20 protein-coding genes are annotated in these 25,078 nt (G+C 73.9%); 10 read left to right on the top strand and 10 right to left on the bottom strand.

Going from position 1 to position 25,078, the window contains the following annotated elements:
- The first annotated feature begins 6 nt into the window (after nucleotides 1–6).
- Genes PSD17_RS29200 through PSD17_RS29210 form a run of 3 tightly spaced genes read left to right on the top strand, consistent with a single transcriptional unit; the run spans nucleotide 7 to nucleotide 2,881 of the window.
- Nucleotides 7–750: a FadR/GntR family transcriptional regulator gene (locus tag PSD17_RS29200; RefSeq protein ID WP_013672824.1), complete on the top strand. Its 744-nt coding sequence runs from the start codon at nucleotides 7–9 to the stop codon at nucleotides 748–750.
- Nucleotides 751–794: 44 nt separating this feature from the next.
- Nucleotides 795–1,697 (top strand): ABC transporter ATP-binding protein, encoded by a 903-nt coding sequence (locus PSD17_RS29205; protein WP_103380721.1) that lies wholly within the window; start codon nucleotides 795–797, stop codon nucleotides 1,695–1,697.
- Complete coding sequence (locus PSD17_RS29210) at nucleotides 1,694–2,881, top strand: ABC transporter permease (protein WP_013672822.1); 1,188 nt, start codon at nucleotides 1,694–1,696, stop codon at nucleotides 2,879–2,881. Before PSD17_RS29205 ends, PSD17_RS29210 begins: the two co-directional genes overlap by 4 nt.
- On the opposite strand, the gene PSD17_RS29215 is transcribed toward PSD17_RS29210, so the two are convergent.
- Nucleotides 2,812–4,437, bottom strand: a complete 1,626-nt coding sequence (locus PSD17_RS29215; RefSeq protein WP_339125624.1) for an FAD-dependent monooxygenase — start codon at nucleotides 4,435–4,437, stop codon at nucleotides 2,812–2,814. The two genes, PSD17_RS29210 and PSD17_RS29215, sit on opposite strands and share 70 nt — an antisense overlap.
- Before the next feature lie 52 nt (nucleotides 4,438–4,489).
- Between PSD17_RS29215 and PSD17_RS29220 the strand changes: the two genes are divergently transcribed.
- The gene (locus tag PSD17_RS29220; RefSeq protein ID WP_339125626.1) at nucleotides 4,490–5,134 is read left to right on the top strand and encodes a TetR/AcrR family transcriptional regulator; all 645 of its coding nucleotides are present in this window, start codon (nucleotides 4,490–4,492) and stop codon (nucleotides 5,132–5,134) included.
- Nucleotides 5,135–5,469: 335 nt separating this feature from the next.
- Here the strand turns inward: PSD17_RS29220 and PSD17_RS29225 are convergent, their stop codons facing one another.
- From PSD17_RS29225 to pdxH, 5 genes are all read right to left on the bottom strand, one after another.
- On the bottom strand, nucleotides 5,470–6,828 hold the full coding sequence (locus PSD17_RS29225; RefSeq protein ID WP_339125628.1) for a sunset domain-containing protein: 1,359 nt from the start codon (nucleotides 6,826–6,828) through the stop codon (nucleotides 5,470–5,472).
- Nucleotides 6,829–6,882: 54 nt separating this feature from the next.
- A complete protein-coding gene (locus PSD17_RS29230) occupies nucleotides 6,883–8,271 on the bottom strand; it encodes a cryptochrome/photolyase family protein (RefSeq protein ID WP_339125630.1) in 1,389 nt (462 codons plus the stop codon).
- A 104-nt stretch (nucleotides 8,272–8,375) separates the two neighbouring features.
- Nucleotides 8,376–9,680 (bottom strand): citrate synthase, encoded by a 1,305-nt coding sequence (locus PSD17_RS29235; protein ID WP_103380716.1) that lies wholly within the window; start codon nucleotides 9,678–9,680, stop codon nucleotides 8,376–8,378.
- 105 nt (nucleotides 9,681–9,785) lie between these two features.
- On the bottom strand, nucleotides 9,786–11,231 hold the full coding sequence (locus PSD17_RS29240; RefSeq protein ID WP_445261043.1) for an MFS transporter: 1,446 nt from the start codon (nucleotides 11,229–11,231) through the stop codon (nucleotides 9,786–9,788).
- Nucleotides 11,232–11,376: 145 nt separating this feature from the next.
- Complete coding sequence (pdxH, locus tag PSD17_RS29245; RefSeq protein ID WP_013672815.1) at nucleotides 11,377–12,036, bottom strand: pyridoxamine 5'-phosphate oxidase; 660 nt, start codon at nucleotides 12,034–12,036, stop codon at nucleotides 11,377–11,379.
- A 272-nt stretch (nucleotides 12,037–12,308) separates the two neighbouring features.
- Between pdxH and PSD17_RS29250 the strand changes: the two genes are divergently transcribed.
- The 3 genes from PSD17_RS29250 (at nucleotide 12,309) to sepH (ending at nucleotide 16,570) form a co-directional block, all read left to right on the top strand.
- Entirely contained in the window at nucleotides 12,309–13,481 is a 1,173-nt protein-coding gene (locus PSD17_RS29250; protein ID WP_339125634.1) for a citrate synthase 2, read from the top strand.
- Nucleotides 13,482–13,668: 187 nt separating this feature from the next.
- The gene (gene serC / locus PSD17_RS29255; protein ID WP_013672813.1) at nucleotides 13,669–14,802 is read left to right on the top strand and encodes a phosphoserine transaminase; all 1,134 of its coding nucleotides are present in this window, start codon (nucleotides 13,669–13,671) and stop codon (nucleotides 14,800–14,802) included.
- A 289-nt stretch (nucleotides 14,803–15,091) separates the two neighbouring features.
- Nucleotides 15,092–16,570, top strand: a complete 1,479-nt coding sequence (gene sepH, locus PSD17_RS29260; RefSeq protein WP_339125636.1) for a septation protein SepH — start codon at nucleotides 15,092–15,094, stop codon at nucleotides 16,568–16,570.
- 9 nt (nucleotides 16,571–16,579) lie between these two features.
- Here the strand turns inward: sepH and PSD17_RS29265 are convergent, their stop codons facing one another.
- Both PSD17_RS29265 and PSD17_RS29270 read right to left on the bottom strand, forming a co-directional pair.
- Complete coding sequence (locus PSD17_RS29265; RefSeq protein ID WP_339125638.1) at nucleotides 16,580–17,152, bottom strand: DUF2537 domain-containing protein; 573 nt, start codon at nucleotides 17,150–17,152, stop codon at nucleotides 16,580–16,582.
- 247 nt (nucleotides 17,153–17,399) lie between these two features.
- Complete coding sequence (locus tag PSD17_RS29270) at nucleotides 17,400–18,206, bottom strand: TrmH family RNA methyltransferase (protein ID WP_103380714.1); 807 nt, start codon at nucleotides 18,204–18,206, stop codon at nucleotides 17,400–17,402.
- A 160-nt stretch (nucleotides 18,207–18,366) separates the two neighbouring features.
- Between PSD17_RS29270 and PSD17_RS29275 the strand changes: the two genes are divergently transcribed.
- Together PSD17_RS29275 and PSD17_RS29280 are read left to right on the top strand one after the other, a co-directional pair.
- A complete protein-coding gene (locus tag PSD17_RS29275; protein WP_013672810.1) occupies nucleotides 18,367–19,875 on the top strand; it encodes a glutamate--cysteine ligase in 1,509 nt (502 codons plus the stop codon).
- A 1,090-nt stretch (nucleotides 19,876–20,965) separates the two neighbouring features.
- Nucleotides 20,966–21,712 carry a hypothetical protein gene (locus PSD17_RS29280; protein ID WP_013672808.1) on the top strand — a complete coding sequence of 249 codons (747 nt, stop codon included), beginning with the start codon at nucleotides 20,966–20,968 and terminating at the stop codon, nucleotides 21,710–21,712.
- A gap of 95 nt (nucleotides 21,713–21,807) precedes the next feature.
- Here PSD17_RS29280 and PSD17_RS29285 read toward each other — a convergent pair whose 3' ends face one another.
- Both PSD17_RS29285 and PSD17_RS29290 read right to left on the bottom strand, forming a co-directional pair.
- A complete protein-coding gene (locus PSD17_RS29285; protein WP_132975180.1) occupies nucleotides 21,808–23,124 on the bottom strand; it encodes an MFS transporter in 1,317 nt (438 codons plus the stop codon).
- A gap of 79 nt (nucleotides 23,125–23,203) precedes the next feature.
- Nucleotides 23,204–24,616, bottom strand: a complete 1,413-nt coding sequence (locus PSD17_RS29290; RefSeq protein WP_049803596.1) for an NCS2 family permease — start codon at nucleotides 24,614–24,616, stop codon at nucleotides 23,204–23,206.
- 207 nt (nucleotides 24,617–24,823) lie between these two features.
- Between PSD17_RS29290 and PSD17_RS29295 the strand changes: the two genes are divergently transcribed.
- Complete coding sequence (locus PSD17_RS29295) at nucleotides 24,824–25,075, top strand: DUF2530 domain-containing protein (RefSeq protein WP_339125644.1); 252 nt, start codon at nucleotides 24,824–24,826, stop codon at nucleotides 25,073–25,075.
- Nucleotides 25,076–25,078: the final 3 nt, after the last annotated feature.

Raw genomic sequence — 25,078 nt, forward strand, 5'->3', positions numbered from 1 at the left:
CGTGCGGTGACCGACGGGCGTGCGCCGGAGGCCCGGCGGCGGAAGGTGGCCGAGGTGGTCGCCCGGGAGCTGACCCTCTCGATCCTCGACGGCGAGCTCCCCGCCGAGGCACCGCTGCCCACCGAGCGGGAGATGATGGACGATCTCGGTGTCGGCCGGCCCGCCCTGCGTGAGGCCCTGCGGCTGCTCGAGGACCGGGGCGTACTGGAGATCCGCCTGGGCCGCAACGGTGGACCGGTCGTCCGCCATCCCGGGACGGCCGACTTCGCGGCGCCGCTCGCGCTGGTCCTGGCGTTCCAGCGGGCGACGCTCGACGACATCCTCGTCGCCCGTGAGGCGATCGAGCCGGCGGCGGCCGGGCTCGCGGCGCTGCGCCGCCCCGACGAGGCGGTCGACGAGCTGCGGCGATCGGCGGCACGCATCCTCGAGGCACCCGACGACCACGACGTGATGCTGCGGGAGAACGCCTTCTTCCACGCCCGGATCGCCGACCTGTCCGGCAACGCCGTGCTGCGCGTCTTCATCGACTCCGTCAAGTCACTGCTCGAGGACGCGAGCCTGACCGTGGACTACCCGGCGTCACGTCGGCAGGCACTCGGCCACGCCCACGACGCGATCGTGGAGTCGATCGCGGTCCGCGACGCCGCCGCCGCGACCGAGGCGATGCGCGTGCACCTGGTCGAGGCCCGCTCGTACTGGCGCGACCACTTCCCCGCGCTGCTCGACCGGACGGTCCGGCAGAGCCTCTGACACCCGGGCCGCACCGGGCGCCTCCCCTCGTTAAGGTCGACTGCATGCTGGAGATCGGGGGGATCAGCAAGAGGTTCGGCCAGGTCCAGGCGCTCGACCGGGTCACCTTCGCGGTACAGCCGGGCGAGCTCTTCGGGTTCGTCGGGAGCAACGGCGCCGGCAAGACGACGACGATGCGGATCGTGCTCGGCGTGCTCTCCGCCGACGCCGGGGAGGTCCGCTGGAAGGGCAGACCGATCGACGCGGACGTGCGTCGCCGGATCGGCTACATGCCCGAGGAGCGCGGGCTCTACCCGAAGATGAAGGTGGGTGAGCAGCTGGAGTACCTCGCCCGCCTGCACGGCCTCGGCGCCGCCGACGCGCGCGCCGCCGTCGAGCGGTGGACGGCACGGCTGGGCGTCGAGTCACGAATCCGCGACGAGGTGCAGAAGCTCTCGCTGGGCAACCAGCAACGGGTGCAGCTCTCGGCGGCGCTCGTGCACGATCCCGAGGTCCTGGTCCTCGACGAGCCCTTCTCCGGGCTCGATCCCGTCGCCGTCGAGGTGATGAGCGCCGTGCTGCGCGAGAAGGCCGACGCGGGGGTGCCGGTGATCTTCTCCAGCCACCAGCTCGACCTGGTCGAGCGGCTGTGCGACCGCGTCGGCATCATCGCCGGGGGCCGGATGGTCGCCGTCGGCACCGTCGACGAGCTGCGCACCGGTTCCGTCGAGCGGATCGACGTCACCGGTCCCCCGCCGGGGTGGGCCGACGGGCTCGCGGGGGTGCGGGTCGTCGCCACCGCGCCGGGGACGACCCGCGTCGAGCTCACCGGGGCCTCCGACCAGGACGTCCTGCGGGCTGCGCTGGCCGCCGGGCCCGTTCACGAGTTCGGCCCGTTCCGGCCACCGCTCACCGAGCTGTACCGCGACGTCGTCGCGGCGCCCGTCGCCACCGAGGAGCAGTCGTGACCGCCCCGCTGACGCCCGGCCGGGCCGTCCTGCTCGTCGCCCGCCGCGAGTTCACCACCCAGATCCGGTCGAAGAGCTTCGCGATCGGGCTCGTCGTCACCATCGTCATCTTCGCGATCTACATCGCGCTGTTCAGCTTCATCGGCAGCCAGAGCTCCAGCAACACCCTCGGCGTCACCTCGTCGACGGTGTCGCTCGAACCCGCGCTGCAGGCCGCGGCCCGGGCCGAGGACCGCACGCTCACGATCACGCAGGTCGACCGCGCCGCGGGCGAGGCCCAGGTCGCCGACGGTGACCTCGACGCGCTGTTCGACGGCGGGCCCGGCACGTACTCGCTGCTGGGCAAGGACACCGTCGACTCCGACCTGCAGCGGCTCGTCTCCACCGCCGTGCAACAGACGACGCTCACCCAGGCGCTCACCGCCGCCGGCCAGGATCCGGCTGCCGTCGCGGCCCGCGGGGCCGTCGCGATCGACACCCAGGTGCCCGTCGATCCCGAACGCGGGCAACGCCTCGTGCTGGCCATCGTCGTCGCCGTGCTGCTGTTCATGTCGCTGATCGGATACGGCAACGCGGTCGCGCAGGGCGTCGTCGAGGAGAAGTCCAGCCGCGTCGTCGAGCTGCTGCTGTCGACGATCCGACCCGTCCACCTCTTGAGCGGCAAGGTCCTCGGGCTGGGGCTCGTCGGGCTCGTGCAGCTGCTGATCCTCAGCGGGATCGGGCTGGTCGGCGCGCTAGGTGTCGGCATCCTGACGATCCCGACCGCCGCGGCGGGCGCACTCGTCTCGGCCGTCGTGTGGTACCTGCTGGGGTTCTTCCTCTACGCGTCGATCTACGCGGCCGCGGGCTCGCTCGTCTCGCGGCAGGAGGAGCTGCAGTCCACGGTCGCGCCGATCATGTTCCCGCTGTTCATCCCGTTCATCTTCGCCGTCAGCGTGCTGCCCAACGACCCGCGCAACACCCTCGGCGCGATCCTCTCGTTCATCCCGCTGTTCTCGCCGACGCTGATGCCGGCCCGCGCGGCGATGGGCGTCGCGCCGATGTGGCAGGTGCTCGTGGCGATCGCGCTGACGGTGCTGGCGATCGTCGGCGTCGTGCTGCTGGCCGCACGGATCTACAAGAACTCCGTGCTGCGCACCGGCTCCCGTGTCGGGCTGCGCGAGGCCCTGCGCACCCGCGCCTGACCCCGTGAGGGGCAACGGTCGCCATGGCGACCATTGCCACTCGCGAGAGAGTGGGGGGCGCACCACGTCGCGAGGGCGTCGTCGAGGGTCCGGGGGTGGCTGCCGGAGTGGCCCGCCCACGCCACGTAGCCGTCCGGGCGGACGAGCAAACGGCGGCCGGTGAACTGCGGGTCCTCGGTCGTCGCGACGACGTGGCGCGCCCCCGGCACCGCGTCCCCGGCGACGCCGAGGTCCAGCAGCAGGGCCGCCCCGTCGTGCTGCAGGTCGCTGACCCGCGTGTGGTCCGGAGTGCGCAGGTCGAGATCCGGCATCCGGGAGCCGACCGGCGGCGGGCCCTCGATCGGGTAGCGGATGTCGAGCCCGCTGACCATGCCGGCCAGGTAGCGGTTGGCCTCGGGCAGCGCGGCGATGCGCGCGAACAGCTCGCGCATGTCGACGGCGTCCGTGCCCGGCGTCGGGGACATGATCAGACGCTGCGCGCGGACCGACCTGATCACCGACTCGGCGACGGGGCGGCGCTCGGCCTCGTAGCTGGCGAGCAGGCCCTCGGGCGCGGCCCGGGTGAGCTCTGCCGCCAGTTTCCAACCGAGGTTCATCGCGTCCTGCACGCCCAGGTTGAGCCCTTGCCCGCCCAGCGGCGGGTGGATGTGCGCGGCGTCGCCCGCGAGCAGGACCGGCCCGCGCCGGTAGGTCGCGGCAATGCGCGTCGCGTCGCCGAACCGGGTGGCCCACCGGACGCGCCGGAGCCGCGCGTCGGGCCCGTGGACCGCCGCCAGCGCGACCCGCACCTCCTCGGGGTCGACGGCCCGGTCACGCTCGGGCTCCACGGCCGGACCCGCGATGCCGAAGACGACCCGGAACGCGTCGGCGCCCGGCTCCATCAGCGAGTTCGCCATCATCCAGTAGCCGCCGGCGATCCGCGTGTGACCGGCGATGTGGCCGATGGTGCGCGGGATCGTGTCGGGCACGACGTCGAGCTCGACGTCGGCGCTCACCGCGGACATCGTCGCCGGGTGGCCGGGGAAGTCGATCCCGGCGAGCGACCGGACCCGGCTGTGCGCCCCGTCGGCACCGACGACGAAGCGCGCCGCGACCGTCGTGGTCGTGCCGTCGGGGTCGCCGATCGTGGCGACGCCCGCGGCGCCCTCGGGGCCCTGGACGGAGAGCGCGACAAGCTCGGCGCCGCGGCGTACGCGGACGCCCATCTCGTCGAGCCGCTCGGCCAGAACGGCCTCGACCCGGTCCTGCGGGATGGCCAGCCCGCCCGGGTGCCGGGTGGCCCACGCGGCGACGTCGAGGTCGAGCGGTAGGCCCGCGAAGTGGCCGGTCGCGCCCTCGCGCGGGAGTGCCCGCGCCTCCATGGGCGCGTACAGGCCACGCATGTCCAGGATTTCGCACGTCCGCGCGCTGACCCCGCCGCCCCGGGACTGCCCGTGGGGCTGCGGTGCCCGGTCGATGATCTCGACCTGAACGCCCGGCATGCCCAGCTCGATCGCCAGCATCAGACCGGTCGGGCCGGCTCCGACGATCAGTACGTCCGTCTCCAGGATTTCCACACCTGGAGGATAAGTAAACCGAGTGCAGAATTCAACCGGGTACAGTTCGGCTGTGGCGGAACCCGGACTCCGAGAGCGGAAGAAGGCCCGGACGCGGACGGCGATCTCCGAGGCGGCGATCGCGCTGTTCCTCGAGCGCGGGTACGACGACGTCTCCGTCGCCGAGATCGCCGACGCCGCCGAGGTGTCCAAGCGGACCCTGTTCGCCTACTTCCCCACCAAGGACGCGCTCGTCCTGCACCGCTTCGCCGACCACGCCGACGACACGGCCGTCGCCGTCCGCGAGCGGGCGCCCGGCGAGTCCCCACTGGCGGCCCTGCGTCGTCGCCGCCTCGCGGCGATCGACCGCCGCGACCCGGCGGCCGGGGTGAACGACCACCCGGGCGTCGTCGCGTTCTACCGGCTCCTCGAGGCCACGCCCGCCCTGCTGGCCGGCATGGTGGCCTACACCCAGGCCTCGGAGGCGGCCCTCACCACCGCACTGCACGACGCGGCGCCCGAGGCCGGGCGCACCGTCGCCGCCGTCGTCGCCGCGCAGGTCGTCGTGACCGAGCGGGTGCTCGGTGAGACGTCGCAGCGCCGGATCCTCGCGGGCGCGAGCACCGAGGACGTCGTGCCCACCGCGATCGCCGAGACCCAGCAGGCCTACGACCTGCTCGAAGGGGGCTGCGCGCCGTTCGCCCGCCCCTCGTCGTGAGCGCCGGGGTCCGGCCGGGATCGCGCCGGAGCCGCGTGCTCGTCCGCGCGCTCACCGATGCGAGCGGGGACAGGACGGTCGCAGCGCGGCAGGCTCGAGATCCTGTGACAGCACGCCGTGTGGGCGGCCGACCGTGAGGGTGACCGACGTCGGGCGCGCGTCGTCCGGGAGCGCGCGGCTCCCGGGCACGGCGGGGCACGCGCTGCTCCCCGACGCGCTCGACGGGTCGAGGCGCTCGTGTACCCGGCCGACGACGGCGCACGGCTCGGCCGGCCGCGGAGCCGCAGCGCGGCGCAGGGCCCAGGCGATCGGCCGGCGGCTGCCCGACGAAGGGGTCATCCCTTGCGACGCTTGGGCTTCCACTCGGTGAAGCCCGCCCGGGTCGCGGCCTCCGGCGAGGAGAACCAGGCCTCGGCCTTGGTCCGGCCGTAGTACGGGCTCTCCGGGGTGTGGAAGAGCATCGACCCGGCGTTGCCCTTGATCGTGTACTCGGGGCCCGGCGCGGAGCCGTCGGGCAGCGGCGCCGCCGAGCCCGGTCCGTAGGGGGCCCCGGGTGCGGACTCGGCCTCCTGCACCGCGACCGGCGCCGAGGCGAGAGGCTGCGCCGCAGCCGTGCGCGCGCCCTTGCCGCGTCGGGTCGGCGCGGAGGTCGCCTTGCCCGACCCGGCCCTGCCGGACGGGGCCCTGCCGGACGCCGACGTCTCGGAAGCGGCCGCACCGGATGCACCCGTGCCGGACGCGGTGTCGTCCGGGGCGGCCTTGCCCGACGCGGCCCTGCCGGCAGCAGCCGTGCTCGACGCGCCCGTGCCGGACCCCGCCGTGCCGGACCCCGCCGTGCCGGACCCCGCCGTGCCGGACCCCGCCGTGCCAGACCCCGCCGTGCCGGACCCCGCCGTGCCGGACCCCGCCGTGCCGGACCCCGCTGTGCCGGACGCGGCCTTGTCAGAAGCACGCGTGCCGGACGCAGCCCTGCCGGACGGACCCTTGGCGGCGGAACCGCGGTCGGAGGCGGGCTCCGGCGTCCGGGACGCGGCAGCCGCGGGAGCGGCACTCTTCGCGACGCCGTCGTCAGCGGCCGCCGTCTCCGCCGCCGCAGCCTTCTTCACGGCGGCCTGCTCGGCCGCCTTCTCCGCGGCCGTCTTCTCCGCCGCCGTCGGCTCCACGGCCGTCGTCTCCGCGGCCTTCTCCGCCGCCGCGGCCTTCTGCACCGCGGCCTGCTCGGCCGCCCTGTCGGCAGCCGTCTTCTCCGCGGCCGTCTTCTCCCCGGCCGTCTTCTCCGCGGCCGTCTTCTCCGCGGCCGCCGTCTTTCCAGCGGCCGACTCCTCGGGCGCCGGCCCTTCCCCGACCGACTCCCCCGCGGCCGGCGCTCCCGACGCCGTCTCGTGCGCGGCTCCGTCGGTGTGCTGGTCCCCGGTGCGTCGGTCCGCGGCCGGTGCCGTCGCGGTCGGCACCGCCGAGGTCGCGCGCAGCGGTGTGGCCGCGTTCTCGGACGCCGCCCGCGACGTGGGCTCGGGTGGCAGCAGACCGGCCGGGGACGGAGCACCGGAGGCCGTGGCGGCCACGCCGTCGCCGGGGTTCGGCGGGGCGGGGGTCGTCGTCGAGAAACGTCGGTACGCCAGCCAGCCGCCGCCGGCACCGATCAACAACGCGGGAATGATCCACCGGCGTCGGCGCCGGTTCGACTCGTCGGCCATGGGTGCCTCCGTTCCGGACGTCACCCGAGCCTAAAGGGGCGGTGATCGGCTCCTTCAGCGGCGCGCGGCTTTGACCCGCTCGTAGCGGGCGAGAGCCTCGTCGCGCTCGGCCCGGTGGTCGACGATGGGCTCGGGATAGCCGTCGGGAATCCCGTCGGGCAGCTTCCACGGCTGGTGGACGGCCCTGCCGGGGACGTCGGCGAGCTCCGGGACGAAGCGTCGGACGTAATCGCCGTCGGGGTCGAAGCGTTCCCCCTGCGTGACCGGGTTGAAGATCCGGAAGTACGGCGCGGGATCGGTGCCGCTGCCGGCCGTCCACTGCCAACCGTGCTGGTTGGATGCCAGATCACCGTCGACCAGCAACTGCATGAAGTGCCGGGCGCCCCACCACCACGGTAGGTGCAGGTCCTTGACCAGGAAGCTCGCGACGATCATCCGCAGCCGGTTGTGCATCCACGCCTGTGCGCGCAGCTGTCGCATCCCGGCGTCGACGATCGGGAAGCCCGTTCGCCCCTCGCGCCAGGCCGCGAACAGCTCGTCGGCCCGCTTCCCGGAGGCGCTGGGCAGCGCGTCGAACGCCCGGTCGTAGTTGTGGCGGGCGGAGTCGGGCCGCCGGAACAGGACGTCGGCGTAGAACTCGCGCCACGCCAGCTCGGTGCGGTACGTCTCGGCGGAGCCGGACCGGTGGCGGGACAGGTCGTGCAGCATCGTCCGCGGGTGGATGCAGCCCCATTTCAGGTACACCGACATCCGCGAGGTGCCCTCGACGTCGGGCCGGTTGCGGTCCTCGCCGTAGCGGTCGACGGCGTCGGACAGGAACGCCTTCCACTGCCGGTGCGCGGCGTCCTCGCCGGGGTCGGGCAGGGCGGCGTCGAGGGGCTCGTCGTCGGGGATGCGCACCGCGCGGGGGCCGGAGCCCTCGTCGGAGGGGTCGATCCACCGGACGGTCGCGGCGGAGGTGTCGGCGGGGCCCCGCCGGCGTTGCCGGGACCAGGTCCGGCGGAACGGGGTGAAGACCCTGAAGGGGTCCCCGTCGTCCTTGGTGACGCGGCCGGGCGCGACGGCGTAGGGCGACCCGGTGCGGACGAGCTCGCGGCCGTCGACGGCCAGCGCCTCCTCGACCGCCTGGTCGCGGCGGGTCCCGTAGGGCCCGAAGTCGGCCGCGACGTGCACGGTGCCGGCGCCGACGGCCGCGGCGACGCGGGGCACGACGTCGGCGGGATCGCCGCGCACGACGAGCAGCCGGCCCCCGAGCGCATCGTCCAGCGCGCGCAGGCAGCCATAGAGGAACGTGCGGCGGGCGGGACCGGACGGGTCCAGCAGCGCAGGGTCGAGGACGAACAGCGCGAGGGCCGCGGGACCGCTGTCGGCCGCGGCGAGGAAGATCGGCTGGTCCCGGACGCGCAGGTCACGCCGGAACCACACGACCGAGTCGGCACCCATGCGCCGACGCTAGCGGCGCACCGGGAGGGTCGCGCGGCGAACGCCGCCGGCCCGGTCGTGAGTGGCGATGGTCGCCCCGGCGATCATCGCCACTCACGGGGACGTCAGCGGTCGCTCATGTCCACGTAGTTCCGCTCGGTCGGCCCGGTGTAGAGCTGGCGCGGGCGGCCGATCTTGGTCTGCGGGTCGCTGATCATCTCCCGCCAGTGCGCGATCCAGCCGGGGAGCCGCCCGAGCGCGAACAGCACGGTGAACATCCGGGTGGGGAAGCCCATGGCCCGGTAGATGACGCCGGTGTAGAAGTCGACGTTCGGGTAGAGCTTGCGCTCGATGAAGTACTCGTCGGCGAGCGCCTTCTCCTCGAGCTTCATCGCGATGTCGAGCAGCGGGTCGCTCACACCGAGGGCCTTGAGGACCTCGTCGGCGTTCTGCTTGACGATCTTCGCGCGCGGGTCGTAGTTCTTGTAGACGCGGTGCCCGAAGCCCATCAGCTTCGCGCCCTGCTCCTTGTTCTTCACCCGGTCGACGAACGCGTCGACGTTGCCGTCCTCGACGTCCTTGATGCGGCTGAGCATCTCGAGCACGGCCTGGTTGGCGCCACCGTGCAGCGGGCCGAACAGCGCGTTGACGCCGGCGGAGATCGAGGCGAACAGGTTGGCCTGCGACGAGCCGACCAGCCGGACCGTCGAGGTCGAGCAGTTCTGCTCGTGGTCGGCGTGCAGGATCAGCAGCGTGTCGACGGCCTTGGCCATGACCGGGTCGATCTCGTAGGGCTCGGCCGGGAAGCCGAACGTCAGCCGCAGGAAGTTCTCCACCAGACCGAGGGAGTTGTCCGGGTAGAGGAACGGCTGGCCGACGGACTTCTTGTACGCGTACGCCGCGATCGTGAAGACCTTGGCCATGAGGCGCACCGTCGAGAGCTCGACGGCGTCGTCGTCGAACGGGTCGAGGCTGTCCTGGTAGAAGGTGGACAGCGCGCTGACGGCGCTGGAGAGCACCGGCATGGGGTGCGCGTCGCGCGGGAATCCGTCGAAGAAGTTCTTCAGGTCCTCGTGCAGGAGGGTGTGCCGGCTGATGTTGCTGGTGAACGAGTCGAGTTGGGCCTGCGTGGGCAGCTCCCCGTAGATCAGCAGGTAGCTGACCTCGAGGAAGCTCGACCGCTCCGCGAGCTGCTCGATGGGGATGCCGCGGTAGCGGAGGATCCCGGCGTCACCGTCGATGTAGGTGATCGCGGAGGCGCACGCGGCGGTGCTGTTGAAGCCGGGGTCGAACGTGGTCAGACCCGTTTTCGCCAGCAGTTTGCTGACGTCGAACGCCGCGGCGCCCTCGGACGCGGCGTGGACCGGCATCTCGTAGTCGCCGCCTGGATAGTGCAGGACGGCGCTGTCGCCGGCGGACTCGGTGGCCATGTGGAGGTTCCCTCTCACAATCGTCATGTGCGGTGTCGTGTCAACCCACCGCCAACGCTAGACCGCTCCGACGGATCCGCAGCGTTCGACCGAGATGGACGTGCGTCACTCCGCGGTCGTGGACGAGCCCGCGACGGGACCCCGATATGTCCAGAACTCCCGGAACATGAGCACGACGACCACGACCCCGACGACGACGGCCACGCCGCCGATGGTGGCCGCCGGACCAGGGCCGACGGCCGCCGCGGCGGACCCGTGCCAGAGGTCGGCGAGCCGCGGACCGCCCGCCACGACGACGATGAACACGCCCTGCATCCGGCCGCGCATCTCGTCGGTCGCGACCGACTGCAACATCGAGTTCCGGTAGACCGAGCTGATCAGGTCGCCCCCGCCCGCGACGGCGAGCAGCACGACGGCGAGCCACAGCGAGCTCGTCAGCCCGAACAGCGCCACCCCGACGCCCCAGACGATCACCGCGAACGTCACCGCCATGCCCTGGCGGCGGATCCGTTGCAGCCAGCCGGAGAACAGCCCCGCGGCGACCATCCCGACCGGGATCGCCGCGAACAGCAGGCCGAGCGCGATACCGCCGCCGGGCGGGTCGCCGAAGGTCTTCTCCGCCATCTCGGGGAACACCACGCGGGGCATCCCGAACCCCATCGCGACCAGGTCGACGAGGAACGAGACCAGCAGCACCTTCTTCGTCGAGACGTAGCGGAAGCCTTCGAGGACGTTGCGCAGGCCGGCCCGGCGCCGCGTGCCGACCTCGCCCGGCGGGACGGGCGGCAGCATCCACGTCGCCCACAGCGTCGCGAGCAGGGCGCACGCGTCGATCAGGTAGAGCGTCGAGAGCCCGACGACCGGGATCAGCACACCGGCCAGCAGCGGCCCGACGACGGCGCCGAGCTGGAAGACCGTCATGTTCAGCGCGTTGGCCGCGGGCAGCTCGTCGGCCGGGATCAGCCGTGGGATGACGGCGTTGCGGGTGGGCTGGTTCATCGCGAGCATCGCCGACTGCACCGCGAACAGCGTCAGCACCACCCAGACGTTGCCGACGCCGGTCGCCGAGGTGACCCACAGCGCCAGCGACGTCGCCGCGATGCCGGCCCCGGTGAGCAGCAACAGGATCCGCCGGTCCATGACGTCGGCGATCGCGCCGCCCCACAGCCCGAACACGACGAGCGGCACGAGGCCGAACAGACCCGTCAGGCCGACGTAGGCCGACGATCCCGTCAGCTGGTAGATCTGCGTCGGCACGGCGACCACCGACAGCTGCGCGCCGATGACGGTGATGACGCCCGCGCCCCAGAGCCGCCGGTAGGCGGGCGTGCGCAGCGGCGTCGTGTCGGCGAGGACGGCCCGCACGACCGCACCGAGTCGCCGCGTCGGCCCGGGCGCGAGCCGGCGGGTCGGCGGTTCGGACCCGTTGGTGCGCAACCGATCGGTCGGGCCGGCCGGATCCCCGCCCGACGGCGGCGTCCGCAGGTCGCGGGTGGCGGGCTCCGGACCGGAGCTGCGCCGGGAGGTCTCCTCGGGGCCGGGCACGATCACCCGGCCAGACTGACACGAACGCGCCTGATCGTTCCCGAGCCCGGGCACCGCCAACCGCCCGAGAGGGCACGAACCGCCCAGGGAGCACCTGGTCGCACGGCCGGTGAGACCGACGTCACGCCCGCCCGGCCCGTCGCCGGCGCGATCACGGGGCGAGCCGGCGCACCCGCCACGAGTGGTCGTCGCCGTCGCGCTCGAAACGCAGCCGGTCGTGCAGCCGGTCGTGGCGGCCCTGCCAGAACTCCACCCGATCGGGGACGATCCGCCAGCCGCCCCAGTGCGGCGGGCGCGGGACCTCGCCGGGGAACCGACGGTCGGCGGCGACGACCGCGTCCTCCAGCGCGAGCCTGCTGGCCACGACGCTCGACTGCGCCGACGCCCAGCCCCCGAGCTGCGAGCCGCGCGGCCGGGTGGCCCAGTAGGCGTCGGACTCGGCCGTCGACACCTCCTCGACGCCGCCGCGCACGTGCACCTGCCGGTGCATCGCGTAGAGCGGGAACGTCGCCGAGGCGACGCGCGTCATGCGGATGTCGTGGCTCTTCGCCGACGTGAGGTTGGTGTAGAGGACGACCCCCCGCGCGTCGACCCCCTTGCACAGCACGGTGCGCGACGACGGCACGCCCGCCTCGTCGGCCGTCGCGAGAACCATGGCGTTGGGCTCGGGGAGGCCCGCCGTCGCCGCCGCGGCGAGCCAGGCGACGAGCTGCTCGTGCCACGTGGGGGCGAGGTCGCGGACGTCGAAAGGGGGCATGTCGTAGTCGACCCGCATCGCGGCGAGCCCGCCCGATGTGGACGGATCAGGCATTCGTTCCCTCTCCACACGCTGAGAATCCACCTGTCGTCGCAGGTGAGCGACCCGAATGGACCGATCCGGTGATCGAGGCCACCCGAGCCCCAGGTTGCCTGTCCGCCCCGCGCGCAGGCAGGGTGACCCCACCACGGTAACCATGCCGACCCGGACCGTGGGAGGCACCGCGGCCGGACCACCTGACCGGTCGCGATCGCGCACCGGCCCGGCCCGCGCCACCCGGCGGCGGCCACCGGCGCGTCGCCGGGGACGACGTCAGAGGAGGTCGCGTGGCCACAGCGCCCACCGCGCCGTCAGGACCGGAGACGACGAACGGTTCCACACCCCCGCCGCCCCCGCCCGGCTTCAAGTCCGGGCTCGAGGGCCACGTCGCGTTCCGCACCGAGATCGCGGAGCCCGACAAGGACGGCGGCGCCCTGCGCTACCGCGGCGTCGACATCGAGGACCTCGTCGGCAACGTCACCTTCGGCGACGTCTGGTCCCTGCTGGTCGACGGCCGCTTCGGCTCCGGGCTGCCGCCCGCCGAGCCCTTCCCCATCCCGGTCCACACCGGTGACGTCCGCGTCGACGTGCAGGCCGCGCTGGCGATGCTGGCGCCCTACTGGGGTTACCGCCCGCTGCTCGACATCGACGACGAGGAGGCCCGCGACCAGCTGGCCCGCGCGTCGGTCATGGCGTTGTCCTACGTCGCGCAGTCGGCCCGCGGGATCGGCGTGCCCGCCGTCCCGCAGAGCCGCGTCGACCAGGCACGGACGATCACCGAGCGGTTCATGGTCCGCTGGCGCGGCGAACCCGATCCCGCGCACGTCGCGGCCGTCGACGCCTACTGGGTCTCGGCCGCCGAGCACGGCATGAACGCGTCGACGTTCACCGCCCGCGTCATCGCCTCGACCGGTGCGGACGTCGCGGCGTCGCTGTCCGGCGCGATCGGCGCGATGTCCGGCCCGCTGCACGGCGGCGCGCCCGCGCGCGTGCTGCCGATGATCGCCGAGGTGGAGCGGACCGGCGATCCCGAGGCCCTCGTCACGGGGATCCTCGACCGCAAGGAGAAGCTCATGGGCTTCGGGCACCGGGTCTACCGGGCCGAGGACCCGCGGGCCCGCGTGCTGCGCCGCACCTGCCGCGAGCTCGATGCGGCCCGCTACGAGGCGGCCGCCGGGCTGGAGGAGGCCGCGCTGCGGATCCTGCGCGAGCGCCGGCCCGACCACCCGATCGAGACCAACGTCGAGTTCTGGGCCGCGGTGATCCTCGACTTCGCCGAGGTGCCGCCGCACATGATGCCGGCCATGTTCACCAGTGCCCGGACCGCGGGCTGGTCGGCGCACATCCTCGAGCAGAAGCGCGAGGGCAAGCTCGTCCGGCCGTCGGCGCAGTACATCGGTCCGGGCCCGCGCCACCCCGAGGAGGTCGAGGGCTGGGACCAGGTCGGCAAGCAGCACTGAGCCTGCCGCTGGAACGCGACCCTCCGCCGGCCGTCGTCGTGGGCGCCCGCGACGACGGCCAACCGGCCCGACGCTCTGCGCCCGAGATCCGGAACGTCGGGGTCTGCAGGTAACGGCCGTCACTCCGGGCGGGCGGCGGAGGCCCCCGCGCGACCGGGCTCGGCCCGCGGTTGTCAGACTGGGGGTCGTGACGTCCTCGACCAGCACCGACCTGCAGATTCCCGCCGACCTCAAGCCCGCGGACGGGCGCTTCGGATGCGGGCCCTCGAAGGTCCGGCCGGAACAGTTGGCCGCCATCGCCGACGCGGCGGCGGTCATGGGCACCTCCCACCGGCAGAAGCCCGTCAAGTCCCTCGTCGGTCGGGTGCGCTCCGGCCTGCGCGAGCTGTTCTCGCTGCCCGACGGCTACGAGGTCGTCCTCGGCAACGGCGGGTCCACGGCGTTCTGGGACGCCGCCGCGTTCGGCCTCGTCCGGCAGCGCTCGCTGCACCTGGCCTACGGCGAGTTCTCCGCGAAGTTCGCCGACTCCACCAAGGGTGCGCCCTTCCTGCAGGACCCGATCGTCGTCTCCGCGGAGCCGGGCAGTGCGCCCGAGCCCACCACCGACGAGTCGGTCGACGTCATCGCATGGGCCCACAACGAGACCTCCACCGGCGTCGCCGTGCCGGTCGTCCGTCCCGAGGGCGCCACCGACGGTCAGCTCGTCCTGATCGACGCCACCTCCGGCGCCGCGGGCCTGCCCGTCGACGTCACGCAGGCCGACGCCTACTACTTCGCCCCGCAGAAGGGCTTCGCCTCCGACGGCGGTCTGTGGATCGCGCTCATGAGCCCGGCCGCCCAGGACCGGGTCGCCGAGCTCGCCGCGGGCGACCGGTGGATTCCGCCGTTCCTGTCGCTGGCCACCGCCGTCGACAACTCGGTGAAGGACCAGACCTACAACACGCCCGCCGTCGCGACGCTGATCATGCTCGTGGAGCAGATCGAGTGGCTGAACGGGCTCGGGGGCCTCGACGCGGCCGTCGCCCGCACGGCCGACTCGTCGGGCCGGCTCTACGAGTGGGCCGAGAAGTCCGCGTTCGCCACGCCGTTCGTCGCCGAGCCGAAGCACCGTTCGCAGGTCGTCGGCACGATCGACTTCAACGACGACGTCGACGCGGCGGCGGTCGCGAAGATCCTGCGCGCCAACGGCATCGTCGACACCGAGCCGTACCGCAAGCTGGGCCGCAACCAGCTGCGCATCGGCATGTTCCCGGCCGTCGACCCCGACGACGTCTCCGCCCTGACCGCCTGCATCGACCACGTGGTCGAGCGGCTGGGCTGAGCGCCCCTCCCCGGCCTGATGCCGGGCGACCTCGTCGGTCGCCCGGCATCGTCGTCTCCGAGGCACATTCCGTCACCCTGCGTGGTCACTCCCGTAACACGAGCCTCAGCTTTACCAAATGGTCACGGCGTGACACGCTGATCACGAACCCCACGGGGGGAACGGCGCATCGTGGCAGGAACCGGCGTCCACCTGGGAGATTTCCGGTCCGGCGCGCCTCCACGGCAGGTTGCGATTCGGCAACTACCGTCACCCGGACGGGGAGAGCGGAGAACGGGGGAGGCCGCCGATGCGGGCGTTGCGGGTCGTCGGGATCACCGAGGACGGCGGGGTCGTCCTCGAGGACCCCGGGCGCTCCGAACGTTTCACCGTGCCTGCCGACGAGCAGCTACGCGCTGCCGCCCGCGGCGACCTGACCCGGCTCGGCCAGATCGCGATCGAGTTGGAGAGCCAGTTGCGACCACGCGAGATCCAGGCACGCATCCGCGCCGGAGCGTCCGTGGAGCAGGTCGCCGCGGCGGCCGGCGTTCCGCTGCAGAAGATCGAACGCTTCGCCTACCCGGTCCTGCTGGAGCGATCACGGACCGCGGAGATGGCGCAGGGCGCGCACCCGATGCGTGCCGACGGCCCCGACGTCCGCACCCTGGGCGAGACCGTCGCACACACCTTCGGCCTGCGCGGACAGGACTACCTCGAGGCCGAGTGGGACTCCTGGCGGGGTGAGGACGGCCGCTGGGTCGTCGCGCTGAGCTGGCGGGCAGGCCGTTCGGACAACCGCGCGCACTGGACCTACCAGCCGGGTGCCCACGGCGGCACCGTCACCGCGCTCGACGAGCACGCCAGCGACCTGATCGAGGGCCTGCCGCTGCGTCCGCTGCGCACCGTCGGCCCCGTCATCGAGCTGGGCGGGCGTCCCGACGACGAGGAGCCCCTGCACGAGCCGGCCGAGCCCGAGATCGTCCGGGCTGCAGTGGGCGCGCCGCTGCGGGAACGACCGATCCCGGTCGCGCCCGAACCGCGGCACGATCCCCGACCCGGCCGGCCCGCCACGCCCGAGCCCCGGCGCTCCCAGGAGACCGCCGGCCGGAACGAGCCCGCGCGTTCGACGCCGGACCTGCCCGCCGAGCGCCCGGGTTCGACGACGGCACGCACCCCCGAGCCGCCCGAGGTCGCCGAGCGGGCCGAGGTCTCGCGTCCCGCTGCCGGGAGGCCGGCCCCCGAACCGGCACCGGTCGCCGAGCCCGCTCCCGCCGAGGAGCCCGCCGGCGCCGCCGCACTGACCAACACCGACGAGCCCGCCAGCACCGAGCCGACCAGCACCGAGCCGACCAGCACCGAGCCGACCAGCACCGGGGCGAGCGGCGACGGGGCGACCAGCGACGAGACGATCAGCACCGAGGTCGTCGAGACGCCCCAGACCGCGGACGCCGAGGCCGACGACGCCGTCGAGGCCGGGCCGGACGCCGCGCCGCACGTCGCGGGGAAGGCCGCCACCAAGCAGGTGCCCGATGCCTCAGCCGTCGAACCCGCGGCCGTCGACGCCGGAGCCGACGCGGTGTCGACGCCTCCGTCCCAGGCTCCGGACGACGGTCCGGGCGAGGCCTCGGGTGCGGCGGCCGCCGCCGCGGAGACCGCGCCGCCGGCCGAGCCCGACGGGGCCAAGGCCGATGCCCGCACCGAGGGCCGGCCGGCCCGTCGCACCAAGAAGGGCAAGCCCGTGATGCCGTCGTGGGACGAGGTCCTGCTCGGGGTCCGCGGCCAGCGCTGACCGGCTCTCTCAGGGCTCCAGCAGCGACACCAGCAGGCACACCCACGCGCCGACGAGCCCCGCCGCCACGCCGATCGCGACCCACCGCCACAGCGGCACCCGGCGCATCAGCCACAGCGACGGGGCCAGCCCGGCGGCGACCAGGATGTCGGCGGCCACCCAGAGCGCACCGAACGCGTCGCGCACCGCCGTGCTCAGCACCACGACCACGACCGCGGTGAACACGGCGAAGAAGGCCGAGATCGGGAGCCCGGTGGCCCAGGGCGTCGGTTCGCGAGGCACCGCGGCGGCCCGCGGCGCCGGGATCACCGGGCGGTTCGCCAGCCGCCCGCTGACGATCTCGACGCGGCCGGTGATCGGGTCGTGGAAGTCGACGGGCCTGCCGAGCGCCTCGGCGCAGCGGCCCGCGAGCTGGCGGCCCCGCATGCGCACGAGGTCGCGCTGTTCCTGCCCCAGCGCGACGTCGGTGCGCGCGGCGACCTCACCCCACTCCTCGAGCGCCGCGCGCAGCTCGGCCGGCAACGCGGGATCCCCCGGGCGCCGCCCGCTGATCTCGACCCCGCCCCCGTCGGCCACGCGCACGTGATCAGACTATGCGGCGTCAGGCCACCGCGGTCGGACCGTCAGCCGGTCGGCGGTGTGCCGCGGGTCGCGTCCCGAGGTGCGACGGCGCCGAGGGGTGTCGCGACGACGCCCGAGCGCCTCGTGCGGCCGTGGTGGCGCCGCGGTGGGCGAGCGGCGCCGGCACGTGCCGCGGGGGCGTGGCACGCGCGTCCGCGACACGGATCGCTGCGTCCCGGCGCCGCTGCCGGACCCCCGGAACCTCGTCTCAGGGCGCCGCGACGGCGTGGAACGCGACCGCCGCGGCCGTCGCGACGTTGAGCGAGTCCACCCCGGTCGCCATGGGGATCCGGACGCGCAGGTCGGCGGCGGCGAGTGCCTCGGGCGTCAGCCCCGGCCCCTCCGCGCCCAGCAGGAGCGCGACCCGCTCCCCCACGAGACCCGCCGCCCCGATGGGCGTCGCCTCGGCGGCGGGCGTCAGCGCCGCGACCCGAAACCCGTTGTCCCGCAGGACGTCCAGCGTGCCGGGCCACGGCCCGGTGAGCGGGGCGAACGGTACCCGCAGCACGTGTCCCATCGACACCCGGACGCTGCGCCGGTACAGCGGATCGGAGCAGCGCGGCCCGAGGAGGACCGCGTCGACACCGAGGGCGGCGGCGTTGCGGAAGAGTGAGCCGAGGTTCTCGTGGTCGTTGACCCCCTCGAGAACGGCGACGACCCGCGCCCCCCGCAGCAGCTCGGCCGGGTCGGGCTCCGGTGCCCGGTCGGCGACGGCGAGCACCCCGCGGTTGAGGTGGAAGCCGACAGCGGTGGCCATCGTGTGCGCGTCGGCCTCGAAGGCGGGGACGTCGACACCGGCGAGGTCGTCGGACAGCTCGGCGAGCCTGCGCGGCACGCCGAGCAGCGAGCGCAGCGGGTAGGGGGAGTCGAGCAGCCGCCGGACGACGACCACGCCCTCGGCGATCACGAGGCCGCGGCCACCGGGCCGGTCGGGGCGGCGGTCGGAGTGCGTGAGGTCGCGGTAGTCGTCGATCCGCGGGTCGGCGGGGTCGTCGACCTTGGTGATGGTGGCCACGACGCGAGATCGTCGCAGGTGGCCACGAGCCGCTCGCGATCCGTCATCCGGTCAGCCGGTACCGGTCTCCCCGACCGTGTGACACGGTTGATGACCGCTCGTGACCACGGACGGCGCTGGTGGGGCGCGTCCGGGTCCGGGGATCGGAGGCAGTGACCGCATGGGCCAGGGCGTCGACCGGACTACGTTCAGTCGACGGGACCGGCAGCGCTACCGGGTGAAGGTCCATCGCTGCCTCGACGCGCTCGCGACGATGCTGCGCGAACACCCGTTCGCACACGACGAGCCGATGACCGGCATCGAGGTCGAGCTCAACCTCGTCGACAAGGACCTCCGTCCCGCCCTCACCGGCCGGGACGTCCTGCAGGCCATCGGGTCGTCGGAGTTCCAGACCGAGCTGGGCCGCTGGAACCTCGAGCTCAACCTGCCGCCGCGCCCGCTGCCCGGCGACGAATGGCGCCACCTCGAGCACCAGCTCCTCGACGAGCTCGCCGTCGCGCGGGCCAAGGCCCGGGACTGCGCGTCGCAGCTCGCGATGATCGGCATCCTGCCGACCCTGCGCCGCGAGGATCTCGTCGGTGACGCGATCTCCCAGGACGAGCGCTACACCGTGCTCAACGAGCAGATGCTCACCGCCCGGGGCGAGCCGATCCGGGTCGACATCACCGGTGACGACGCCTCCGGCTGTCACGCCGTCGCGCCGGACCGGCTCGTCGCCGACTTCGACACGATCATCCCCGAGGCCGCCTGCACGTCGATGCAGCTGCACCTGCAGGTCTCCCCCGACGACTTCGGCTCGTACTGGAACGCCGCCCAGTGCCTCGCCGGGGTGCAGCTGGCCGTCGGGGCGAACTCCCCGTTCCTGCTCGGCTCCCGGCTGTGGGCCGAGACCCGGATCCCGCTGTTCGAGCAGTCGTGCGACGTGCGCAGCCCCGAGCTGCACAACCAGGGCGTCCGGCCACGGGTGTGGTTCGGCGAACGCTGGATCACCTCGATCCTGGACCTCTTCTCCGAGAACGCCCGCTACTTCCCCGGGCTGATGCCGCTCACGCACGACAGCGACCCGCTCGCCGACCTCGACGCGGGACGGGTACCCGGACTCGACGAGCTGCGGCTGCACAACGGCACGATCTGGCGCTGGAACCGGCCCGTCTACGACGTGTCCGACGGTGCGCCGCACGTCCGCGTCGAGAACCGGGTGCTGCCCGCGGGCCCGACCGCCGTCGACATGGTCGCCAACGCGCTGTTCTTCTACGGGCTGCTGCGGGTGCTCGTCGAGGCCGACCGCCCGCTGTGGAGCTCGATGTCGTTCGAGGCGGCCGAGGAGAACTTCACGACGGCGGCGCGGCACGGCCTCGACGGCCCGCTGTACTGGCCGGGGTCGGGCTGGATCCGGCCCGACGAGCTGGTCCTGCGCAAGCTGCTCCCGCAGGCGCAGGAGGGCCTGGCGAAATGGGGTGTCGGGGGCGAGGTGATCGACCGCTACCTGTCGGTCATCGAGCGACGCTGCACCACGAGGCGGACGGGCAGCGTCTGGCAGCTCGACGCCGTGGCCGCGCTCGAGCGTCGCGGTGCCGACCGGCAGGCCGCCCTGCACGGGATGCTCGCCCGCTACCTCGACGGCTCCGACGCCAACGAGCCCGTGCACACCTGGCCGCTGCCCGCCTGACCGTTCGCGGGCGCGACGGGTTCCCGCGAACCGGCCCGCGCGTGCCGCGGACGGCCGTAGCGTCCGTCCGGCCGCCAGACCTGCCCGGTGCGCGCCCCGGCGCGCCGGCCGTCGTCGCGGCCGGGGAGGCGCACGCGTGGGCAGGTTCCGGCTCTTCGCCCGTCCCGACGACGAGCGCGCCCGTTGGGCCCCGGGCAGCCCCGCGGCGCTGACGTCGCGTGCCGCGACACGTGGGCGGCCTGGTGCGGGCGGCGGGCAGCCGGTCCCGCCCGGGGCCGCGGCGCCGTGGCCGGCGGGCCCCGCGGCCACCGACGGACAGCGACCGTTCCCCGGGCCGGGCGGCCCGTGGCCGGCGGGACCCGCGGCCGGCGACGAGCGGAGATCGTTCCGCACGGCCGACCACTGGCCGACGCCGCCCGCGAGCACCGACGAGCGGGAACCGAGTCACGCGCCGCGCGACCCGTGGCCGACACCGCCCGCGACCGAGGACGAGCGGGAACGGTTCCGCGCACCCAGCAGCCCCTGGCCGGGCCCGCCCGCGACCGCCGACGAGCGGGAACCGTTCCGCGCGCCGAGCGATCCGTGGCCGTTGACGCCCGCCGTCGACCGTCGCCACGACGGCGCATGGTGGCCCGGCAGCGGCGGTGCCCGACCCGCGCCCGAGAGGAGGTCGGCACGCTCACCGGGCGGCGGTCGCCCGTCCGGAGCATGGGCGGCCACACGGACCGGGCCGGGAACCGGTGCGGGACGGGCCGAGCTGCCCCGGCCGCCCCGGGTCGAAGGAGGGCCGGCCGAGCCGCCCGGCAGGACGGGCGAGGCGGCGGCCGAGCCGTGGCCTCGCGATTCCCGGCGATCCGGCCCGTGGTCCGCCGAGCCGTGGCCCGGCGACTCGTGGCCCGGCGAGGCGTCCGGGCCGGTGGTCGAGCCCGGTTCCGGACCGCGGGACCCGGCGCCCGATCCATGGCCCGATCCATGGCCCGATCCATGGCCGGACCCGTCGGCGGTCGAGGCCGCACCCGGATCCCGCCGAACTCCGTCACCGCTGTCCTGCGCCGCCACCGCCGCGGGCGCCGGGCCATCGGCTTCCGCCGTGCCCGACGACCCGCCGACCGACCCGGTCGGCTTCCCTGCCGTCGACACGCATCCCGCGGCGGTGCGGCCGGGCCCGCCGGACGCCGCCCCGGGACCGCCCGGCCCGTCGGACCGCGGCGCGGGACAGCCCGTCCGTACGGACGCCGCGCCGGAACGGCCCGGCCCGGCGGACGCAGCGGCGACCGGGGTCCGTGCCGCGACACCGGACGACGCCCGCGACGGTGTCATCGGCGGGTCGGACCGGGCGTCACCGCAGGGCATCGACCCGGCGCTCGCCCGGGCGGTCGCCGCCGCGTTCGCCGCCGACTACCTCTCCTGGGACGAGGACGACCCGGGCCGGCGCGGTGACGCCCTCGCCGACCACCTGCCCGAGACGCTCGCGTCGGCCGTCCGCGGTGCGCGGGGACCGGGCTGGTCGGGCGAGGGCAGACAGCGCAGCGAGATCGCCCTGCCCGGCGCCCTGCACGACGACAGCAGCGACGCCCGCCTGCTCGTCGACGTCCGGGTGCGCGTGACGCCGTACGCCCGCTCCGGGACGCCCGCGCCGGCCGGCCCCGCCGCGAGGAGCCCCGACCCGCTCGGCTCCCCCGCCGCCGCGCCGGCCCCCAGCGCGCCGGGCTGGACGGGGCTGCCCGCGCGCTGGGTGCGGATCAGCGTCCCGGTGCGCGTCGACGGGGACCGCCTCGTCGTCGACCCCGACGAGGAACTGCTCGCCGCGGGCGGGGAACCGCCCGTCACGCCGTGAGGGCCCCGGCCTGATGGCCGGGGCCCTCACGTGTCCCGAACTGACGCGCCGCTCCCACCACGAAGCGACGCCATGAAGTTAGCCTAACCTTGCCTCTAGGCGCAAGCCCCGACCTCCGCCCGGGTGGCGCGACTCCGGCCGCGCACGGCGAGCACCACCGCGACCAGCACCACCGAGACGACGGTCAGCACCCCGCCGAGCAGCAGCGGAGCCCGTCCTCCCCAGTGTTCGGCCACCATCCCCAGCAGCGGTGCACCCAACGGCGTGGAGCCGAGGAACAGCAGCATGTACAGCCCCATGACCCGACCGCGGACCGCCGGATCGGCAGAGAGCTGGACGAAGGAGTTCGCAGCCGTCGTGAACAGCAGCGCCGAGAACCCGACGACCACGAGCACCGCACCCGCGGCCGCGTACGTCGGCATCAGCGAGACGACGACGAGCAGCAGCCCGAACGCGATGCCGGCGATCACGACGACCCGCACACGCGGTGCCGCGGTCCGGCGGGCGGCGAGCGTCGCGCCGACGACGGACCCGACGGCGATGAGCGTCGTCATCAGGCCGTAGGACTCCGCGGTGCCGCCGAAGACGTTGCGCGCGAGCACCGGGATCGTCACCGGGAAGTTGATCGCGAACGCCGACACGAGGAAGACCATCGCGAGCACGCCGATGAGCTCGGGCCGGGCACGCACGTAGCGCAGTCCCTCGCGGACCTGCCCGGGCGCACGGCTCACACGAGCGGCCCGGAACAGCCGGTCGGGCCGCATCAGCGCCAGCGCGACGATGACGCCCGCGAAGCTCGCCGCGTTGATCAGGAAGACCCAGCCGCTGCCGACGGCCGCGATCAGGACACCCGCGACGGCGGGGCCGGCGATGCGGGCGAGGTTGAACGTCAGCGAGTTGAGCGCGACGGCGTTGGTCACCTGGTCGGGGCCGACCAGCTCGGAGACGAACGACTGCCGCATCGGCATGTCGAGCGCGGAGAAGCAGCCGAGCACCAGACAGAAGACGTAGACCTGCAGCAGCGCGGCCATGCCCGTCACCACCGCGAGGCCGAGGACGAGGGCGCACAGCCCCATGCCGGCCTGCAGCAGGATCAACGTGCGCCGCTTGTCGACGCGGTCGGCCAGGACGCCGCCCCACAGCGACAGCAGCAGCGTCGGCGCGAACTGGAGTGCGGTCGCGATCCCCAGGGCCGTCGGGTTGCCGTGGGACAGGTCGAGCACCAGCCAGTCCTGCGCGATGCGCTGCATCCAGGTCCCGACGAGGGAGACCACCTGCCCGCCCGCGTAGAGCCGGTAGTTCGGGACCCGCAGCGAGGCGAAGGTCCCACCGCGGCGCTGCTCGCCGGGGGGTGGCGGGGGCGGAACGGCGGGCGGCGGGGTGGGACCGGGGGTGTCGACGACTGCGCTCATTCTATTGCTTATCGTACAACAACTAGTTCGCGCGCGCCGCTCTTCTCCGGCGCGCGCGACGCCGCTCTCCGTCCCGTGGCTAGTGGATCAGCGCCTCGATCGGCCCCACCGCGAAGTAGGCGACGAATGCCACCGCGACCACCCACATCAGCGGGTGCACAGTCCGCGCCCTGCCCGTCACGGCCGCGAGGAACACGTAGCTGATGAAGCCGGCGCCGATGCCGTTGGCGATCGAGTACGTGAACGGCATGACGACGATCGTCAGGAAGGCGGGCAGCGCGACCCGGAACTCCGTGAAGTCGATCTCGGTGATCTGCCGCATCATCAGCGCCCCGACGATGACCAGCGCGGGCGCCGCGGCCTCGATCGGGACGACCGAGTAGAGCGGCGTCAGGAACATCGCGGCGAGGAAAAGCACGCCGGTCACGACGTTGGCCAGCCCCGTGCGCGCGCCCTCCGCGATGCCGGACGCGGACTCGACGAACACCGTGTTCGAAGACACCGACGCCGCACCGCCCGCGATCGCGCCGGTGCCCTCGACGAACAGCGCACGCCCGACGTTGGGCAGCTTGCCGTCCCGGCTGACCAGACCGGCCTGCTTGCCGAGCCCGGTCATCGTGCCCATGGCGTCGAAGAAGTTCGCCAGCACAAGTGTGAAGACGAGCAGCGCCGCGGTGATCGCGGGCAGCCGGGTCCACGCCCCGAACGAGACGTCGCCGACGAGCGAGAGGTCCGGCAGGCCGAACACCGAGCCGGGCAGCGCCGGGTACCCGAGGTTCCAGCCCTTCGGGTTGGTCCCGTTGGAGGGGCCGACCTTGGCGATGGCCTCGACGACGATGGCGACGACCGTGGTCAGGACGATGCCGAGCAGGATCCCGGCCCGCACCCGCATCGCCACGAGCGCACCGGTGACCAGCAGGCCGACGACGAAGACGAACGTCGGCCAGGAGGCGATGGAGCCGTCGATCCCGAGACCGACGGGCACGGTCGTGTTCGCGGCGTCGGGCAGCCGGCGCACGAAGCCCGAGTCGACGAGCCCGATGAACGCGATGAACAGCCCGATGCCGACACCGATCGCGGCCTTGAGCGAGGGCGGCACGGCGTTGAACACGGCCGTCCGGAACCCGGTGAGCACCAGGATGACGATGATGATGCCGTCGACGACCACGAGGCCCATCGCCTCCGGCCAGGTCACCTGCGGGGCGATCGTGAACGCGACGAGCGCGTTGATGCCCAGGCCGGTGGCCAGCGCGAACGGCATGTTGGCGACGAGACCCATCAGCAGCGTCATCACGCCGGCGACGAGCGCGGTGGCCGCCGCGACCTCCGGCACCGACAGCGTGTTGCCGAGGACGTCGACCTTGGCGCCGGGACCCGTGGGGCTGAAGCTGCCGAGGATCAGCGGGTTCAGCACGACGATGTAGGACATCGTCACGAAGGTGACCAGGCCGCCGCGGACCTCGCGGCCGACGGTCGAGCCGCGTTCGGTCAGCTTGAAGAAGCGGTCGAGCCCGGACCGGGGAGCGGCGTCGACCGACGCCGCGTCGTCGGTGGGGGCGTCGGGGGGGGCGTCGTCGGGGCGGGCTGCGGTGGCCGGCTCGTCATCCGGCTTCGGACGCGTCACGCGGACACGGTAGAGCCGGGCCCGGCCGTCCGCTGGATGCGCACGACCGCCGCGCCGATCCGTGATACTGATGTCATGCAGAACCCGCCCGAGCTGCCGCCACGGCTGTCCGACATCGGCGTGATCGCCTCGGTGGGCACCCTGCTGTGGCTGGCGGGCGCGGTGGGACTGCTGGTGGCGCACGTCGTCGGCGGCAGGCCGTTGGACCTGTGGTTCGGCACGTGTGTCGCCGGCGTCGTACTCGGCGGGATCGGCTACGCGATCTTCCGCTGGCAGCGGTCGGCCGCCCGGCGCGGGACCCGCACCGCGCAGCAGGGCCTGCACTGAACC

The sequence above is a fragment of the Pseudonocardia sp. D17 genome (genome assembly GCF_036984265.1).
Taxonomy (GTDB): domain Bacteria; phylum Actinomycetota; class Actinomycetes; order Mycobacteriales; family Pseudonocardiaceae; genus Pseudonocardia; species Pseudonocardia benzenivorans.